Source organism: Elusimicrobiota bacterium (assembly GCA_016722575.1).
In the GTDB taxonomy this organism is placed as follows: domain Bacteria; phylum Elusimicrobiota; class Elusimicrobia; order FEN-1173; family FEN-1173; genus JADKIY01.
Genome location: JADKIY010000002.1, coordinates 306,637 through 321,436, shown reverse-complemented (window position 1 = coordinate 321,436; position 14,800 = coordinate 306,637). Strand labels below are relative to the sequence as shown.

General features: G+C 65.1%; 11 protein-coding genes. 10 read left to right on the top strand and 1 reads right to left on the bottom strand.

What is annotated here, in order from left to right:
- Positions 1–60: 60 nt before the first annotated feature.
- From IPP68_05000 to IPP68_04960, 9 genes are all read left to right on the top strand, one after another.
- Positions 61–1,539: a DUF3943 domain-containing protein gene (locus IPP68_05000; GenBank protein MBL0349716.1), complete on the top strand. Its 1,479-nt coding sequence runs from the start codon at positions 61–63 to the stop codon at positions 1,537–1,539.
- A gap of 18 nt (positions 1,540–1,557) precedes the next feature.
- Positions 1,558–2,118: a phosphatase PAP2 family protein gene (locus tag IPP68_04995; GenBank protein MBL0349715.1), complete on the top strand. Its 561-nt coding sequence runs from the start codon at positions 1,558–1,560 to the stop codon at positions 2,116–2,118.
- A gap of 37 nt (positions 2,119–2,155) precedes the next feature.
- Positions 2,156–2,554, top strand: coding sequence for a tryptophan-rich sensory protein (locus tag IPP68_04990; GenBank protein ID MBL0349714.1), 399 nt, complete (start codon positions 2,156–2,158; stop codon positions 2,552–2,554).
- Positions 2,555–2,576: 22 nt separating this feature from the next.
- On the top strand, positions 2,577–3,704 hold the full coding sequence (locus IPP68_04985) for a DUF2914 domain-containing protein (protein ID MBL0349713.1): 1,128 nt from the start codon (positions 2,577–2,579) through the stop codon (positions 3,702–3,704).
- A gap of 108 nt (positions 3,705–3,812) precedes the next feature.
- Complete coding sequence (locus tag IPP68_04980) at positions 3,813–6,800, top strand: PQQ-binding-like beta-propeller repeat protein (GenBank protein MBL0349712.1); 2,988 nt, start codon at positions 3,813–3,815, stop codon at positions 6,798–6,800.
- A 40-nt stretch (positions 6,801–6,840) separates the two neighbouring features.
- Positions 6,841–7,161 carry a TfoX/Sxy family protein gene (locus IPP68_04975; protein MBL0349711.1) on the top strand — a complete coding sequence of 107 codons (321 nt, stop codon included), beginning with the start codon at positions 6,841–6,843 and terminating at the stop codon, positions 7,159–7,161.
- Complete coding sequence (locus IPP68_04970) at positions 7,158–7,478, top strand: hypothetical protein (protein MBL0349710.1); 321 nt, start codon at positions 7,158–7,160, stop codon at positions 7,476–7,478. The genes IPP68_04975 and IPP68_04970 overlap by 4 nt, the downstream gene beginning before the upstream one ends.
- A gap of 76 nt (positions 7,479–7,554) precedes the next feature.
- Complete coding sequence (locus tag IPP68_04965; GenBank protein ID MBL0349709.1) at positions 7,555–7,842, top strand: hypothetical protein; 288 nt, start codon at positions 7,555–7,557, stop codon at positions 7,840–7,842.
- Positions 7,843–7,962: 120 nt separating this feature from the next.
- The gene (locus IPP68_04960; protein ID MBL0349708.1) at positions 7,963–12,060 is read left to right on the top strand and encodes a hypothetical protein; all 4,098 of its coding nucleotides are present in this window, start codon (positions 7,963–7,965) and stop codon (positions 12,058–12,060) included.
- Positions 12,061–12,102: 42 nt separating this feature from the next.
- On the opposite strand, the gene IPP68_04955 is transcribed toward IPP68_04960, so the two are convergent.
- Positions 12,103–12,795 (bottom strand): outer membrane beta-barrel protein, encoded by a 693-nt coding sequence (locus IPP68_04955; GenBank protein ID MBL0349707.1) that lies wholly within the window; start codon positions 12,793–12,795, stop codon positions 12,103–12,105.
- A 241-nt stretch (positions 12,796–13,036) separates the two neighbouring features.
- On the opposite strand from IPP68_04955, the gene IPP68_04950 reads away from it, so the two are divergent.
- Positions 13,037–14,560, top strand: coding sequence for an OmpA family protein (locus IPP68_04950; GenBank protein ID MBL0349706.1), 1,524 nt, complete (start codon positions 13,037–13,039; stop codon positions 14,558–14,560).
- The last annotated feature ends 240 nt before the right edge of the window (positions 14,561–14,800 follow it).

Below are 14,800 nucleotides of genomic sequence, written 5' to 3'. Positions count from 1 at the left end.
CGCTTCGACGGATTTTTCCGGCGCCGGTTCCCGAAACCGCGTGGGGAGTGGGCGCGGTCTTTGGCCGCGTCCTTCGCCGTCGTTTTCGGGGGCATCGGCGGCTGGGCCGATCCCTTGATCCCGGTGGCTCCCGACAAAGTGATCCGGGCGACGCGGGACACCCCCGACAACAAGGGCCCCACCACGCCGGGCCGGGTGTTGCCCGGGGAGCGCCCGACGCGGAAGAGCTACGTGATCCCCGCGCTGGAGATCCCGGCGTTTATCCTAACGCTCAACGGGTACGACCGCTTGGTGTATGGGGACGAGGTCTACGGGGTGACGCCCCGCACCTTCCGGGACCACGCCCTGCACGGGCCCTGGGTGGTGGACCAGGACTCCTTCGCCATCAACCAGATCGGCCACCCCTATCAGGGGGCGATGTACTACGGGTTCGCGCGATCGGCCAATTTGAATTATTGGGAAGGGCTTCTCTACAGCAACGCGGGAAGCGCGTTGTGGGAAACGGCGGGAGAACGTTCGGACCCGTCCCTGAACGACCAAGTGGCGAGCGGCACGGCGGGGAGTTTCATCGGAGAGGCCCTTTTCCGACTGGCGAACCTCGTGTTGGAGGAGGGCGGCCCCGCCCCCAACCGCTGGCGAAAGCTGGCCGCGGGCGTCATTTCGCCCCCCACGATGCTCAATCGGATTCTTTTCGGGGACCGCTACGGCCCCGTGTTGGAGAGCCGGCACCCGGCCTTGTCGTCCTGTTTGGCCTTGGGAGCCGGGTTCAACGCCACCGATCACGCGGCCGGCAGCGGAGAATCCCTGGCCCGGACCGCGAGTTACGTGGATTACCGGATCGCCTACGGCTTGCCGGGAAAACCGGGGTACCGGTATCTCCGGCCCTTCGACTACTTCGATTTTGAAATCGACTCCATCGCCGAGAGCGGGCGGCAGTACAACAGCGCCATGATCCGTGGATTGCTGTTCGGCGCGCCCTACGGGGCGGGCGACGCCTACCGGGGCGTCTGGGGCCTTTACGGAACCTTCGACTATTTGTCGCCCCAGGTCTATCGGCTGTCGACCACGGCGGCCTCCTTCGGGACGACGGCCCAATGGTGGCTGTCGGAGCGGCTGGCTTTGCAGGGGACGGCCCTGGCGGGGGTGGGCTACGGATCGGTCGGGACCATCTTGCCGACCTTGTCCGAGGCCGATTTTCACTACGGCGTTTCGCCCCAGCAATTGCTGGCCCTGCGCCTGCTGATGGGAAACCGATTTTCGCTGGACGCCTCGGGACGGAACGTGTTCATCACCGGCGTGGGCGCGGGGAAAGCCCCGGGGCACGAACTGGTGCAGCACGTGACGGCGGGGTTATCGGTGCGGACCTTCGGACGCCAGGCCGTCGCGGTGGGGTATATGCTGGGCCGCCGGAAGGCCCATTACAGCGGCGGTCTTCAAGACCGGGATCAAACGGTCCGCACCGTGACCCTGACCTACAATTTCCTCGGACGGGCGCGCTTGGGCGCCGTCGAATGGGGCAACAATCAATTCGACAATTAGCGGTGGATCGGAGCTTTTATGAGGACCTTTCGGAAATACGCGGGCGGCGGGATGGCCGCGGCGTTGTTGTGTTTCCTGTCGTTGGAAGCCCGCGGCCAGGGCGTGCAAACGGCCGGGGACGTTTTCAACAACCCGAGCGACGTCGTGATTTACGTTTTGCCCCTCTTCACGCTGGGGGTCACCCTGGGGGCCCGGGACTACGCCGGGACCTGGCAGTTCTCCGAATCGGTGGGGACCGCCATGGGGATGACGGCCGCCCTCAAATACACGGTCCGGGAAAATCGGCCCAACGGGGATCCCCAGTCCTTTCCCTCCGGCCACACCGCGATCACGGTGACCTCCGCCGAATTCTTGCGCAAGCGGTACGGCTGGAAATTCGGCCTGCCGGCCTACGCGCTCTCCGCCTACGTGGGCTACGAACGCATCAAAGACAAGGAACATTATTCCTGGGACGTGGCCGCCGGGGCGGCCATCTCCTTCGCCGCCACCAACATTTTCACCCGGCCGTACAAGGGGTGGACGGTGGGGCCCGCCCAAACGTCCCGGGGCCTGGGCGTTCAATTGACGCGCGCTTTTTAACTAAAATGGACGGAACGCGCGGGAAAAGGGAGTCGACATGAACGACAAAATGGATTGGTACCATCAACTGACGAAACCCTCGTGGTCGCCCCCGGCGTGGGTTTTCGGGCCGGTGTGGACGGTGCTTTACATCGGGATCTTCCTGTCCTTCGGGTTTGTGTTCTATCGGACGTTCACGCGCCAGTGGCCGGCCGTCGTGGCCCTCCCCTTCGCTTTGAACCTGGTGTTCAATCTGGCCTTTACGCCGATCCAGTTCGGCCTGAAATCCAACGGGCTGGCGGCGGTGGACATCCTCCTGCTTTTGGGGACGCTGCTGTGGTCCATGGCCAAAGTCCTGCCCTACGCGCCGTGGGTGACCTACGCTCAAATCCCCTATCTGCTTTGGGTGTGCTTCGCGACGGTTTTACAACTCACCATCACCTTCCTCAACCGATAGACGGCCGGGGGCTTCTGGTAAAATGGTTCCCGTGATTTCCGACGCCGCTCCCGCGCCCGACCTTTGGAAAAACCGCCTGCTGGCCCATTACCGCCGACACAGCGAGCGGCTGAACGTCGCGTTTTTCCTGGGCGGGTTCCTCTTCGACGTCGCCACCCTGTCCACCGTCGACAACCCCTGGGGCATCGCCCAGCAGGTGGCTTACCTGGGGCTGATCGGCTGGTTCCTTTCCAAAGAGCTTCTCTTCGAAGCGACCTTCTGGGCGCCGTCCAAACGGTTGGAAAAGGTCTGGGCCTACCGGGTGCTCCTGGTGCATTTCATGCTGGGAAGCCTGATCAGTCTTTACTCCCTCTTTTTTCTCAAAAGCGCTTCCCTGGCCAGTTCACTCCTCTTCATCGTCCTTATTATGGGCGTCCTGGTGGCCAACGAGCTCCCGCGGGTGCAGTCGGCCGGGTTGGGGCTCAAAGTCGCGCTCTACGCCCTTTGCCTGTTCTCCTTTTTTTCCATGCTGTGGCCCACCTTCCTGGGGTTCGTGGGGCGGGTGCCCTTCGCCCTGTCCCTGGCCAGCACGGGGATCGTGGTGGCGTACATCGCGCGGTGGGTGCACCGGCGGATTCCGAACCGGCGGTTGGCGTCTCGCCGGATTTTGCTGCCCGGCGCCGCCTTGGGCGCCTTGACCGTGGCCTTTTACTTCCTGGGGTGGATCCCGCCGGTGCCCCTGGCGGTGGTGGACATGGGCATCTACCATCGGGTGGAAAAGCGGGGAGACCGTTATTGGCTCTACCACGAACGCCCGGCCTGGGCCCTCTGGCGGAAGGGAGACCAGGATTTCGAGGCCCGGTCCGGCGAGGCCGTTTATTTTTTCTCCCGGATTTATTCCCCGGCGCGTTTTTCCGATGAATTGACGCTCCACTGGTTTTGGCGGGACCCCCGGGGGGGCTGGGTGAGCTCGGACCGGATCCCCTTGAAAATCCTGGGCGGGCGGCGGGAGGGTTTTCGGGGATTCTCTTACAAACAGAATTACGTTCCGGGCGATTGGCGCGTCAAGGTGGAAACCACGGACGGCCGGGAGATCGGACGAATCCGCTTTCGCCTGCGAGCCTCGACGGCGCCGCCCGACCCCGGTCGCTTCAAGGCGGACGTTCAATGACGCCGGAAGGGCCCGGGAAGCCGCCAAAGAAAATAGTTTAATTTAGGGCACAACACGCCGGTCGCGGGCCGTTCCGGTCCGGCACCGCACCCCGGGGAGGACTTCGCCATGGACGAACATCGCAAAACACGCACGATCGTCGTCGCTTCCGTCGTGGTGGCGGCCTGCCTGGCGCTGAGCGCCGGGGTTCACTTGTTCCGCACCGGGGACGCCGCTTCCCTCTTCTTCAACAATCTGCCCCTGCTTCTCCTGCTGTATTTCCTTTGGAAAAAACAAAGCCGCGTGGCGGCGCTGCTCTTTCTGATTCTCTCGGGCGCGGCTCTCGTCAAAACCCTTCGGGAAGACGGAAGCGCGCCGCTTTTCGTCGCCGTGGACTGCGTTTTGAACGGTTTGATCCTGGCCTTCTCCGGCGCGGCCCTCTGGGCGGCCCTGTCCCGTCCGGGTCCCCGCTCGACGCCCGGGGCGTGGGCCAAAGCCGCGGGCTTGAACGCGCTGTCGACCCTCTACGCCGTCGGGGGCGGCCTGGTTTTGCTCCTTTTGCTCAACCGGTTGTCGCCTCGTTTGTTCATGGCGGTTCAATTTTCCCGTTGGTTGTCGGTGGCGTTGATCGTGGTCGGCTTAATCGTCTTCCAATGCGCCCAGCGGGGATGGATGCCCTTCACCCGGCGCTTCCCCTCCGATCCTCGCTGGCCCGCGACGGCGCCCCGGGCGGTGCGGCCGCGTTTCCTGCTGGACGTGGCGGTGACCACCGTTGCGGTCGCCTACCTGGGGTGGGAATTTTACCGGGGCGGCGTGTTTCATCGATGGTTGGACTTAAACCCCGACAACGCGGCCCCGCCGCCGGCCCACGACCCCGCTTTCCCCGGGTGCCCGGACGGCACCGAGCGCGTGACCGCTTGGTTGGGCGGGACCTGGGACCGGGGCGAAGCCTGCCGGGAAACCGAGGGGGAGAAACTTCTGAACGGCCCCTTTATGGCCTGGCACCCCGAAAACAAAAAAGCCATTGAAGGCGCCTTTGCCCACGGCCTCAAAACCGGACCGTGGAAGCAATGGGACGACCAAGGGACGGCGATTGTCGAAGGGTCCTACGCCCGGGACCGACGGGCGGGGCTCTGGATCTTCCGTCTGGCGCCCGAGGCGCCCTTTCAGAAAAATTACGACACGGCCCTGGATTGCGCGGCTCTCTGGGGAAAGAAGCGATGGTCCGTCCGGCCGGGGGCCTGCTTCGGGGGCATCGGGTTGAACACGACGCCGGGGGATTTGGCGGCCGTCTTCGGCGAAAAGGAGGTGATGGTGCAGACCCTCCCGGCCACGAGCTTCCTCCGGCCGGCGACCTACGCCAATCTTTTTTCCGAGTCCGAGGAACAAACCTCCGTGGAGTGGGGCCCCCTGGGGGAACCGCTGAACGCGCGGGTGGTGTCGCCCAAGTGGACCACCCCCGGCGGGATTCGCGTGGGCCTCTCCCTGGCCGACTTGGAAAAGCTGAACGGCGAGACGATCCTCGCGTCGTGGCGGGACGGGCAGCCCGTCCTGGACTCCTTCGGGCGGGGAAAATTGGCCGAAGAAGGCCGCTTTCTGGAAATCGGCCTGATGAAAAACCGGCGGGACCCCGACGACGACCCGGGCGAGGCGGAGAGCCGCCCGCTGACGGCGGAGGAAAAGAAGGACGTCGTCCTGGGCGGTTTCACCCATTACTTCTCCCCGGAATTGAAATACCTGAACGACTCCCTCCGCCGGGCCTACACCGAATTGGACCGGGACGCGACGCGGTTCCAGGTGTTGAGCGACCCGCGGTTCTTTTGGCTCATGGAGAAAAACGCCCTGTCTCTGGTCGAAGGCGCCACGGGACGGGCGAAGTGGAAAATTCCCCAGGACGCGAAAGCCCGGGCCTCGAACCTGGTGGACGTGAACGGGGTGGGCCTCTCCCTGCGGGATGCCTCCCTGAGCGCCCTGGACTTGGACACCGGAAAAACCAAATGGACCCTGGCGGTGGAGCGCGGGACGGCGTTTTTACTGGGGGATCAAAACGCGCCCTTGGTGACGGAAGCCCGCCGGCTGGTCCTGTGGCGGCCCGGCCCCGGCGGAACGCGGGTCAAAAGCGTCGCCCTGGCCGACGGCGTCGTGGCCTGGGAACGGACCTTGCCCGCCTTTCTTCTTCAAGGAACGCCCCGGAACCTTTTGGCCCTGACCACTTCGACGGTTCAATCGATCAACGCCGGGACGGGCGCGGTGGAATGGACGGCGCCCCTGGAAGCCGACGGCCTGCGGGGCCGGTGGATGAGCGACGGCGAACGGTGGCTGGCCCCCGTGAAAGACGGCGTTCGCTGCGTGAGCGCCCAGGGGGAAAATCTCTGGCAGTGTTCCCTGCCCGTGGGGCTGGTTCCCCAGGCGGTCGTGCCCGCGGGCCCTGTGGACCTTCTTTTTTGCCTGGGCCGGTCGGTGGACCCCGACGACGCCGGGCGCCTGATCGCCCTGAACGCGGGGGACGGCAAGAAACGCTGGGAAACCCCGGGGTTTCCCAACGCCCTCCAACGCCCCCGCGTGGCGGGGGACGCGGCGGCGTTCCTGGACCCGGCGGGGGTCTTCCGCGTGTTGGACATCGACAGCGGCCGCGAACGGTGGCGGACCGACGACCGACGGAAAACGGACCTGGGCCTGCCCTCCGCGCCGCCCGTGTTTTTGGGCGAGGAGGTCGTTCTGGGCGAGGAAAACGGTCGGGTGCGGCGGCGGAACCTGAAGGACGGCAAAATTCGGTGGATTTTCCAATCCGGCGCCAACGCGGCGCCGCTGTTTTTGGGCCTCTCCCCGGACGAATCCCAATTGTTCGTTGAAACCGTCCGCGGCGAACTGATCGTGCTGACGGCGGCCACGGGACAGTTGGTTTCCCGGGCCGAGCTTCCCGCCCGGGGCATCGTGGCCGTCCCGGAGGAGGAGGCGCCGCTCAAGGGCGTGGTGCTGGGCCCGCCCCTGGCTCTGACCGACGGCGTGGGCCTTTGGCCGGGGGACCGGCTGACCGGCGTGGATTTTCGCACCGGGAAAATCCGTTGGGCGATCGAGCTCAAACCCCCCAGGACCTCGGGCCCGCCGGGAAAATAGAACTATGGGGGCGAAGGACCCATCGTTCCGGGACTACGTGATGAAAGACGTCTTGGCCCGGGTGCCGGGGGTGTTCGGCCGGGCGATGTTCGGCGGGTGGGGGATTTACCAGGGGGAACGATTTTTCGGGATTGTCTTCAACGGGCGGCTCTTTTTTAAAGTGTCCGAGGAAACCAAATCCGCCTACCGGGAACGGGGCGCCGAACCCTTCTCGCCCTCCCCGCGCCAAACCCTCCACTCCTTTTACGAAGTGCCGCCGGAGGTCTTGGACTCGCCCGTCGCGGCGGCCGAATGGGCCCGGGACGCGTTGAAAGCCGCGAGCTCCCTGAAAAAAGCGGGCCGGGGGCGGCCGGGGCGATGAACATCGAAATCGACGGGCCCCTCCGGGAACTGATTTTGGCCTGCGAGACGAACTGCGTGGCGGGTTGTTGCGGGCCCGACGCCTTTGACCTGGGAAGCGCCAACGTGGAAAAGTGGGCGGCGGCGGTTTCCGGTGAGACGGCGGCCCGGGCCGGGGACCAATTAAAAGACCTCTTGAAGAACCTCGAGCCGCCCCGTCCCTATCCCTTTCAAATCCACGTGGGTCCGCTGGAGGGGTTTCTCGAACGGGCGGAATGTGAAAAGGTGTTTACGGAGATTTTAAACACGCTCTCCCGGGTTCTGAAAATCCCCGAGTGACGGGGTCTCGGGGGGATTGTTTTTTAACGGGTTCCCATCCATACTGGAGAATCCACAACGATCAACGGAGGAAGCGATGACCAAGCAATGGACGGTGGGCGCGTTGGCGATTTTGGTGGGGGTCGGAATGTCGGCGTCGGCGGGGGAAAAGAAAGGCAAGTCCGCGAAGTCGGAAAAAACGGAAGTGGCCGAATCGACCCCGACGGCCAAAAAAAGCCATCCCGTGGTGGACGCGGTGAAAGACGAAGTGAAGGACGACGCCAAGGAAGAAGCTCTGGACCGTTTGGAAGGCAAAGGCTCCGGCGACAGCCAGGGCGAAAAACTCAAAAAGAAAGCGATTCGTTTCGGCCGACAGATACCCTGAACCCCTCCGTCCCGCCGGGAAGCCCGATTGGCCCTGCACAGGGCTTCCCCGGCGAGGGCCCGGACCCTCCGTTTCAAACCAATATCACCCGGCGGCCGGGGGGCATCTGATTCCAAAACCATGAACATCGACGAACTTCGGAAACGGGTCCTGAAAGCGGGGATGGACGAAGGCACCGTGATTTCTTACGGGGCCGACCCCCTGACCAAGCACGCCGGCCGCGTCGGAACGGACGCCGGGCCCTGGTTGGACGCCTTGTTCGATTTCGTTTCCATCCTCCACACCCAAAAGATCTCCCTCTGGTCCCCGCTCCATTTCACCATCGAACCCCTCGCCAAGGCCTCCGGCGGCGACGCGGGGCTTTTCGTCGATTTGCTGGACGCGACCCGCGATTTGCTGATGGACCTGCGCGACCAGGGCATCGACACCACCCGCACGGAGCAATACGGCGTGGGCATCGCGGCGGCGGCGTTCGAAGGCGACGGGTTGAATTTAATCCGCGCCCTCCGGTTCGCCCGCCAGCTGGCGGGCCAAAAGCAGGACCCGGGCTGGTTTTTGCAATTGACCCTGCCGGCCATGAAAAACGGGCCGGGTTTCGAGCAACGACTGAACGGCCTGACGGCGTTTTTGGCGCCCCTCCTCGAACGGGGCGCCTTCATCCCTTACCCGTTGGCGGTGGGCTTGGAATCGGTGGCCAAGATCCTCCCGAATTCGGGCGACTGGGCCAAGGCCCTGGATCTCCTGGGCGTCCTGGTAAAAACCCTGGACGCGCCCCGGGTGGTGACGCTCTTTCGTGGGGGTTTGGAGGAGCTGCAAAACCTTTCGATTCCGCCGGAAAATTTGATGCGCGGGTTGACCGTCGCGGTGGCCCTGGCCGACCGGGGAGTGGACCCCGCGCCGACCCTACGGCGCGCGTGTTTATTTTCGGAATCCCTGGCGGTCGCCGAAAAACTGGCGGCCGAGGGGAGCGACCCCGCGCCGGTGCTGGCGGGGGACTTCCGCGTCTACGATTCCCTGGGGCTCCTGGCCAAGGGCGGGGAACGATTGATCGGTTTGGCCCTGGCGTTGAAAACCCGGCGGGGAAAGGGCGAGCGATTTTTTGAAGAGGCGATTCCCTGCGTGGCCGCCCTCGAGGCGAAATTGCCGGGGCTGGGGGAGGACCTGCTCGGCTTTTCCGAATTAATGATCGACCGGGGCCTGGACCCGACGATGGCGATCCTCTTCGGTTTTCCCCGGGCTCTGTCGGCGGAACCCGCGCCGCCGGGGTTGCGGGCCTCGGTGTTGGAATTCGCGCGGACGCTGGCCGGGGCGTCGGCCGATCCCACGGCGGCCCTGCGGTTTGCGATCCGGCCCTTGGCGGTCCTGGCGGGCGCCCACGGCGATCGCTTCCGGGATCTCTTGGCGGGGATCACCCGGCTGATTCTTTCCCTGGAAAAAAAAGGCGCCGATGTTCAAGACACCCTTTTCCACGACATTCAGCGAATGGCGGAGGAGGGCGCGACTTCCGACGTGTTCATCGTGTTCCTGAGACGCCTGGAGCGGGTGTTCGATCTTTGGATGGCCCGGGGGGCGGATCTCGCGGCCCTGGCCGAACGGGGACTGCCGGTGCTGGCCCAAGAATCCGTCGGAAAACCCTGGCTGGTGGACATCGTTTTCGACCGTCTGGAGGAATGGGGACGGTTGGACAAAACCCCCCAGGCCCTGGGAATGCTGGAACACGGCCTGGCCGTGGCGGCGCGGGCGGGCGGGACGGGCCCCGACCTTTTCCGGGAGGCGCTGGCCGTGATGGAGCGGTCCTTGGCGCGCCTTCCGGCGGAATTGGCGGCCGTGGCGCCCCCAGCGGCCTGCGCCCTGGCCGGCGGGGACGCGGCCAAATTGGAACCGATTCTCCGGGCCGTGGCCGACCACGCGCCCTCGCCGGTGCCGCCCGCCCTGATCGAGGCGCTTCCCCTCTTGTCGCGGTTGGCCGACGACGCGGCGTCCCTGGGCTCCTTGATAGACCTTTCCCTGTCCCTGGCCGACGGATTGCCCGAGGATCGGCGGGAGGCCTGGTGGCGCGGCGGCCTGGAGGCCGCCGCCCGGATCGCCGAAGGGCAACCCCGGGCGGCCGAACGCTTCCTGACGGAACTGGCGGGACGGGCCCGGGCGTGGACGCGCCGCGCCGGTTGGCTGTTGGAAAAGGCGACGGGGGTTTTCGCGGCGGGTCTGAACTCCACCGACGATGTTTTAAAAGCCCTGGACGCCCTGGTCGCGGAAATCGAGGCCCTGGGGGACGACGAGGCCACGCTCTCGGTGGTGCTTTCCCTGGGGGCCGCGGCCAAGAGCCTTCAGGGGGTTCGGGAACGGCTCGCCGTTTTGCGAAAGGCGATCCGGCCCGCCCAGGAACGGTCGGCCTTGGTGAACGGGCTGGCCGACGTGCTGGGCCCCGTGGAGCGGTGCGGGGGCCTGTGGCCGGAGGTGGTGGCGCCGACCCTGGCGCGCCAGGGCGGACACGCGGGGGCGCTTTTGCGCTGGATCGCCGGATTGGCGGACCAATATTTGGACACGACGGAAAATCGGGCGGCGTTCATGGAGATCGTGGCCCAACGGGGCGTGCGCGCCGCCGACGCCGTCAAAAACCTGGTGGCGCCCGCCCTCCACCGGGGCGAAGTCGCCTCGCTGGCGGCGGACCGCAAAATATTGATCGACTACTTTAACGACATCGGGTTCCACAACGTGTCCATCTTTTCGCGTTACCGGTCCATCGTGGCGGAGAAAGACACGCCCCGAAGCGAAAAAAAGCGGCGCGTGGAGGATCTGGGACGGGAGATCACCGGTTTGGCCGACGGCCTGCGCCGGGGGCAGCTGACGGCGGAGGAGGAAAAAAGCCCGCTTTTGGGGGTGGCGCTCCAATATCTTTTTCCGCCCGCGACGTCGGCCTCGACCCGGGATTACGAGGACCTTTTTCAGCGCTTTGAAGACCGGCCCCAGGATCTGTCGCCCTTAAAGGACAACGGCGCGGCGAAATACGAATTTTCGGTTTCCGGGGGCGAATGGCGCTTTTTGCCCGACGCGGCGGTGGACCTGGAGGTTTGGCGGCCTTTCGTCCCCGCGCCCGAGGCCGCGGTCCCGCGCCAAACCCCCGAGGCGGAAGGGTGGGAGCTTCTGGGCGCCTGGACCCAGGGCCTCCTGGGCCGTCCCGACCATCAAAAGGAATTTTTGCCCGTCCTCGCCCGGCGGGCGGGCGGCGGGGCCCGGGCGGCGGATTTGAACTCCCCCGACGCGCTGATCGCCCTGCGGGACTTCGCGGCCAACCGGGTGCGGGATTATGTGGAGGAAGTGCTCCTGGCCGCCAAGGCCTCCGACGGCTCCCGCTACGAGCGGCTGGTGCGGGGAAAACTGGCCCCGGCGGCCGGCGTGGGAAAGGCCCTGGTCAAAGGGGTGGCGGCCACGCTCGACGCCTTCCGGGAAAAAAAGCTGACCCGGCAGGACGCGGTGGAGCGGCTGGGGCGGCAACTTCAGGATTTTGAATGGACCCAGCCCGACGCGCTTCTGGGGGCGGAGAGCCGGGAGGCGGTGGAGGACATTCTGTCCCGCCTGCCCGCCAAGGTCCTTCCCCTGAACGCGGGGGTCGAAGTGGAGCGGGTGCACCAGGAACTGACGGGCCAGGCCCTGCGCCACATGCGTCGGATTCTGCACGGGACGGACGGCCGCTCGGGGTGCTTGGAATTCGTGCCTTCGGCCGGGGCGCGAAAATTGACGATGGAAGTCACCAAGCGCCGGGCCCACGCGGCCGTGGGCTACTGCGAAGGCGTGTGCGTGGCGGGCGATCGGATTTTGTGGAACAAGCCGCATTTTTGGCAGGCGGTGATCTGGGGGGACAACGGCGTGTGCGCGGGCGGCGCCCACGTCCTGGTGGTGGAGGACGCCGACGGAACCTACGTGGCGCTCCCGGGCATCAACCCCGGCCAGGACCTGTTGTCGGAAACGAGCCCGGAGCTGGTGTTGGACCGGGTGACGGAATTCGCCTGGCGGTTGGCCAAGGCCCTGGGGGCCCGGGGCGTGTGGGTGCCGACCGCGGGGTATATCCATTCCAACCGGCGGGGCATTCAGGACGCCATCGCCGCCAAGCAGTGGCCCGTGCGGACCTGCCGGGACCACGCTTTCAGCGAAGCGCCCTATCGCTACAGCTTCTCCGAAGTGTTTGACGTTCCCCCGCCCGCCCCGGGAGCCGTTTAAGGACCCGGGGCGGAACGCCCCGAACGAGGGAGTTCGTCGATATTATTCGGCCGTGCGGGGGCCGAAGGAGTAGCGGCCCACCAAGCTGACCATTTGTTCGTTGATCAACCGCACTTCGGCGCCGAGGCCGAAGCCGTTGGGCAGGCGGTAGTTGAGCCCGCCGAAAAGCCCGATGGGAGTGTTCTCCGAGAGGTCGGTTTTGACCCCGTTGTTTTTGAGATTCACGTCGGTGGCAATCAGGGACAGGCCCGCGTAGAGGTCGAGGCTTTTGTCCATGGCGTAGCCGACGCCGCCCGCAAAGGACAGTTCGGCCACGTTGATGTCGGTGCCATTGTCCTTCCCCTTCGCCCAGTCAAACCCCGCCCCGAAACCCACCTTTAAGGGTTGCTTCTGCCAGGCCGGCGTCCATTGCAGGCCCCCGCCCAAACCGAAGAGGGACGGCTTGAAAGACGAATCGTTGAATTCCCACCGAAGGGTTTGGGGAGACAGGCGGCCGAAGACTTCGACGCCGTGGCCGAACCCGTGGGTGGCCTGAAGGGAAACCCCGAGAACGTCCAGCTTTTGGGTGTTTCCGGATTTGGTTTCCAATTTGCGGGACCCGATGTCCACCACGCCGGCCGCGGTGGAGCGGCCGTAGGTGGCGGGTTTGCCGAGGTTGCCGTACCAGCCCGCCCGCAACGTCGAGGCCGCGGCCGCGAGAACCAAGGACAGCGTTAAGATTTTGATGGGTTTCATTTGAGTCTCCTGACATCGAATCGGTTGTGGAGGCGCTTCGTGCCGGTACCGCGCCGAGGAATAAGACCGTCGGGGCGGCGAAAGGTTACAGGGGAGGTTCTGTTACCCGGGCCGGGGCGGCCGTGTCTCACCCCACAGGCCGTCACGCGGGGAAACCACCCTTCGCGCGCTCCGTTTTCAACCGACCCAAAAACAATCCCGATCCGGGACGAGATGCGTGTGCTTAAAAGGAGATTCGTTTATGAAGAGTTCGTTTATTTCTATGGGGGTTTGCGCCGCCGTTTTAATGGCGCAAAGCGCAAACGCGGCACCGGCCGTCACGACGCCACTCTACAAAGTAACGTTGGTGGAATCCGAAGGGAAGGCGATCAACTACCGGAACCTGAACGGCGCCGTGGAGATCGATTTTAAAGGCACGTCGCTCTTGCCCGGCGCTTCGGGCCGCGGCGTCGTCAAGAATCGGGCCGGCGTGGCGGAAATCAAAGCCGACTTTGAAAATCTACCGGTCGCGACCCTCTTCGGGTCGGAATATTTGACGTACGTGGTGTGGGCCGTTTCGCCCGAAGGCAAGGCCACGAACCTGGGGGAGCTGGTGCTCAAAGACGGCAAAGCGCGCGTGAGCAACAAAACGCCGCTCCAGGCCTTGAGCCTCATCGTGACGGCGGAGCCCTACTTCGCCGTGGCCCAGCCGAGCAACGTGGTGGTGTTGGAAAACGCCATTCAGCCCGGTAACAAAGAGAACATCGCCCTGGTCGCCGGGAAGTACCAATTGATTCCCCGGGGGCAATACACCCAGAACATCGCCGTGCCGGACCAGCAGACCCCGGCCATGAACAAAGAGACGCCTTTTAACGTCTACCAGGCCCGGAACGCGGTGCGGATCGCCCGGGCCGCCGGCGCCGAAGCCGACGGTTCCCCGGCGTTCAAAAACGCGGAGCGGCTGTTGGCGCTCTCGGAAACGAAGGCGGGCGGCTTTAAAGGCCGGGCCCTGACCGCCCGGGAGGCCGTGCAAAGCGCCGAAGAAAGCCGCGCGACCGCCGTGCAACACCAGGCGGCTTCCTCCCTGGCGAGCGAGCACGAGCAGACCCGCCAAACCATCAACAGCGCCCTGGACCAGGCGGACGCGGCCAACGCGAAACAGGCCGCGGCCGAACGGGCCAAGGGACAGTCGGACATCGAACGGGCGGCCGCGCTCTCCTTGGCGTCCAGCGCCATCGCGACCTCCTCCAGCGCCCAGGCGGACGCGAAGGCGGCCCGGGTGGAAACCGCCCAGGCCAAGGACCAGACCGCCGTGGCCAACCGACGCGCCCAGTCGGCCGAAGACAAGGCCGCCGCGCGGGCCAAATTATATCGGCAATTGAACGCCGTTTTGATGACGCAGGACACCGCGCGGGGGCTCATCGTGAACATGTCGGACGTGCTCTTTCGAACCGGGAGCGCCGGGCTTCGTCCGGCGGCCCGGGAGAAACTGGCCAAGATCGCCGGCATCGTGCTTTCGAACCCCGGGTTGCGGCTGGACATTGAAGGCCACACCGACAGTGTGGGAACCGACGGCTACAACCAGAAGTTATCGGAAAACCGCGCGTCGGCCGCGCGGGATTACCTGGTGAGCCAGGGCGTTCCCGGGAACACGGTGGCTTCGCGCGGGTACGGCGAATCCGTGCCCATGGAATCCAACGGCACGGCCCAGGGCCGTCAAATAAACCGCCGCGTGGAAGTGGTGGTGAGCGGCGAAGCCATCGGCACCCTGTCGTCGGCAAAGTAATTTCGTTTAAGAACTTTTAAAAGGACGCGCCGCGCCCGGGACGTTCCCGGCGCGGCGTGTCTTTTTATGGGTGGGGATTCGGTCCTGGGGCTAAAAGGCGCCTGTCCTCCCGGGACGCCTTTAGGCCTAGGAATTCCGGTTGGAAGGAACCCGGGAGAGAGGCGAAGATTCATGGGGTTTTCATTGAAACAAACAATTGAAAAAAGCCGTCCTCGACGCGCTTTGACGCGGCCGTTGAGC

Bases quoted from the DNA above. Each gene is read 5' to 3' on its own strand.
- IPP68_04975 (MBL0349711.1), top strand. From the start codon at position 6,841: ATGAAAGACGTCTTGGCCCGGGTGCCGGGGGTGTTCGGCCGGGCGATG.
- IPP68_04970 (MBL0349710.1), top strand. From the start codon at position 7,158: ATGAACATCGAAATCGACGGGCCCCTCCGGGAACTGATTTTGGCCTGC.
- IPP68_04995 (MBL0349715.1), top strand. From the start codon at position 1,558: ATGAGGACCTTTCGGAAATACGCGGGCGGCGGGATGGCCGCGGCGTTG.
- IPP68_04960 (MBL0349708.1), top strand. From the start codon at position 7,963: ATGAACATCGACGAACTTCGGAAACGGGTCCTGAAAGCGGGGATGGAC.
- IPP68_04990 (MBL0349714.1), top strand. From the start codon at position 2,156: ATGAACGACAAAATGGATTGGTACCATCAACTGACGAAACCCTCGTGG.
- IPP68_04965 (MBL0349709.1), top strand. From the start codon at position 7,555: ATGACCAAGCAATGGACGGTGGGCGCGTTGGCGATTTTGGTGGGGGTC.
- IPP68_04955 (MBL0349707.1), bottom strand. From the start codon at position 12,795: ATGAAACCCATCAAAATCTTAACGCTGTCCTTGGTTCTCGCGGCCGCG.
- IPP68_04950 (MBL0349706.1), top strand. From the start codon at position 13,037: ATGAAGAGTTCGTTTATTTCTATGGGGGTTTGCGCCGCCGTTTTAATG.
- IPP68_04985 (MBL0349713.1), top strand. From the start codon at position 2,577: ATGGTTCCCGTGATTTCCGACGCCGCTCCCGCGCCCGACCTTTGGAAA.
- IPP68_04980 (MBL0349712.1), top strand. From the start codon at position 3,813: ATGGACGAACATCGCAAAACACGCACGATCGTCGTCGCTTCCGTCGTG.